This is a genomic window from Streptomyces sp. NPDC007901, assembly GCF_042959465.1.
Lineage (GTDB): Bacteria > Actinomycetota > Actinomycetes > Streptomycetales > Streptomycetaceae > Streptomyces.
The window spans coordinates 1-2288 of sequence record NZ_JBIBKW010000089.1 but is presented as its reverse complement, the minus strand read 5'-3'; the positions used below and the strand labels follow the sequence as shown (position 1 = coordinate 2288).

Annotated in this window: 2 protein-coding genes; both read left to right on the top strand. The window is 68.7% G+C overall.

What is annotated here, in order from left to right; genetic code table 11:
* Window positions 1-171 precede the first annotated feature (171 nt).
* Window positions 172-1422: an IS21 family transposase gene (gene istA / locus ACFZDK_RS55745; RefSeq protein ID WP_390987082.1), complete on the top strand. Its 1251-nt coding sequence runs from the start codon at window positions 172-174 to the stop codon at window positions 1420-1422.
* Window positions 1422-2228 carry an IS21-like element helper ATPase IstB gene (gene istB, locus ACFZDK_RS55740; RefSeq protein WP_390987078.1) on the top strand — a complete coding sequence of 269 codons (807 nt, stop codon included), beginning with the start codon at window positions 1422-1424 and terminating at the stop codon, window positions 2226-2228. The genes istA and istB overlap by 1 nt, the downstream gene beginning before the upstream one ends.
* The last annotated feature ends 60 nt before the right edge of the window (window positions 2229-2288 follow it).

Below are 2288 nucleotides of genomic sequence, written 5' to 3'. Positions count from 1 at the left end.
GAGGTCCTGGAGCGGGTCGTGGGTCACGACCGCTCATGATCGCGGAGGTGGTGACCCTCCGTTGCTCCGGCACCAAAAGTGATCCAGAACCTGAAAAGTGGGCCAGTAGCGACGCTTGAAAGTTGACCCCCTCCAAGGGGTCTGGCTCGTTGAGCCAGACCGGGAGGAGTGGTGATCAGCGTGGAGGACTGGGCAGAGATCCGCCGGCTTCACCGGGCCGAGCGGATGCCGGTGCGGGCGATCGCGAGGAAGCTGGGGATCGCGAGGAACACCGTCCGCAGGGCCATCGCGGACGATGCGCCGCCGAAGTACCAGCGGGCGCCGAAGGGGTCGATCGTGGATGCGGTCGAGCCGCAGATCCGCGAACTTCTTGAGCAGTGGCCGGAGATGCCGGCGACGGTGATCGCCGAGCGGATCGGCTGGGACCGCGGTCTGACCGTGCTCAAGGACCGGATCCGGGATCTGCGACCGGCCTATCGGCCTGTGGATCCGGCCTCGCGGACGGTCTATGAGCCGGGCGAGATCGGCCAGTGTGACCTGTGGTTTCCGCCCGCCGACATCCCGCTCGGCTTCGGCCAGGTCGGACGTCCGCCGGTGCTGGTCATGGTCGCCGGCTATTCGCGGTGGATCACCGCCAGGATGCTGCCCTCCAGGTCGGCGGCCGACCTGATCGCCGGGCACTGGCGGCTGCTGACCGAGCTCGGAGCCGTCCCCAGGGTGCTGGTCTGGGACAACGAGGGAGCCGTCGGCTCCTGGCGGTCTGGAGGCCCTCAACTCACCGACGAGTTCGCCGCGTTCGCCGGACTGCTGGGCATCAAGTTCCTGCTCTGCAAGCCGCGGGACCCGGAGGCCAAGGGCCTGGTCGAGCGGGCCAACGGCTATCTGGAGACATCGTTCTTGCCCGGCCGGGTGTTCACCTCGCCGGCCGACTTCAACATCCAGCTCGCCGACTGGCTGACCAAGGCCAACCGACGCATCCACCGCACCTTGCAGGCCCGCCCGTCGGACCGGCTGGAGGCCGACCGCTCTCGCATGCTGGCCCTGCCGCCGATCGCCCCGCCGGGCTGGTGGAAGGCATCGCTGCGGCTGCCGCGGGATCACTATGTCCGCCTGGACACCTGCGACTACTCGGTGCATCCGCTGGCCGTCGGCCGCCGCATCGAGGTCGCCGCCGACCTGGACCAGGTCCTGGTGACCTGCGACGGCGTCGAGGTCGCCCGCCATGCCCGCAGCTGGGCCCGCCACCAGACCATCACCGATCCCGACCACGCGGCAGCCGCCGCGGCAGCCCGCAAGACGGCCGCCGACACGCAGACGGCAGCGGTGGACGTGACGGAGGTCGAGGAGCGGTCGCTGGAGACCTACGACCGGATCTTCGGCGTCATCGACGGCGGACTGAGCACGGGTGAAGGGGCAGCGTGATGAGCACGAAGAACGGCACGAACCAGGCCAGGACCTGCCGGGATGTCAGCTCCGAACTCGTCTATTTGACCAAGGCGTTGAAGGCGCCGGCCCTGCGGGACGCGGCCGCCAGGCTCGCCGAGCGGGCTCGCGACGAGGGCTGGAGCCACGAGGAGTATCTGGCCGCATGCCTGCAGCGGGAGGTCGCCGCCCGCGATTCCCACGGCGCCGAGGGACGCATCCGGGCGGCCCGTTTCCCCTCCCGCAAGTCGCTGGAGGACTTCGACTTCGACCACCAGCGATCCGTGAAACGTGAAGTCATCGCCCATCTGGGGACACTGGACTTCGTCGTCGGGAAGGAGAACGTGATCTTCCTGGGACCGCCCGGCACCGGCAAGACCCACCTCGCCACCGGCCTCGGCATCCGGGCCTGCCAGGCCGGACACCGGGTCGCCTTCGCCACCGCAGCCCAGTGGGTCACCCGCCTCGCCGAAGCCCACCAAGTCGGCCGCCTGAGCGACGAGTTGACCCGGCTCGGTCGTATCCCGCTGATCGTGGTCGACGAGGTCGGCTACATCCCCTTCGAGCCCGAGGCTGCGAACCTGTTCTTCCAGTTCATCTCGGGCCGCTACGAACGCGCGAGCGTGATCGTGACCAGCAACAAGCCATTCGGTCGCTGGGGCGAGGTCTTCGGTGACGACACCGTCGCCGCCGCGATGATCGACCGCCTCGTCCACCATGCCGAAGTGATCTCCCTGAAGGGCGACAGCTACCGCATGCGCGGACGCGACCTCGGGCGGGTTCCGACCGCCAACACCGGGGAATGACCAACATCAACTGACGCAGCGGGGGTCACTTTTCACCCGTCGGAACTGGGTCACGATTCA

Coding starts and splice junctions, on each gene's coding strand:
- istB (WP_390987078.1), top strand. CDS start 1,422: ATGAGCACGAAGAACGGCACGAACCAGGCCAGGACCTGCCGGGATGTC.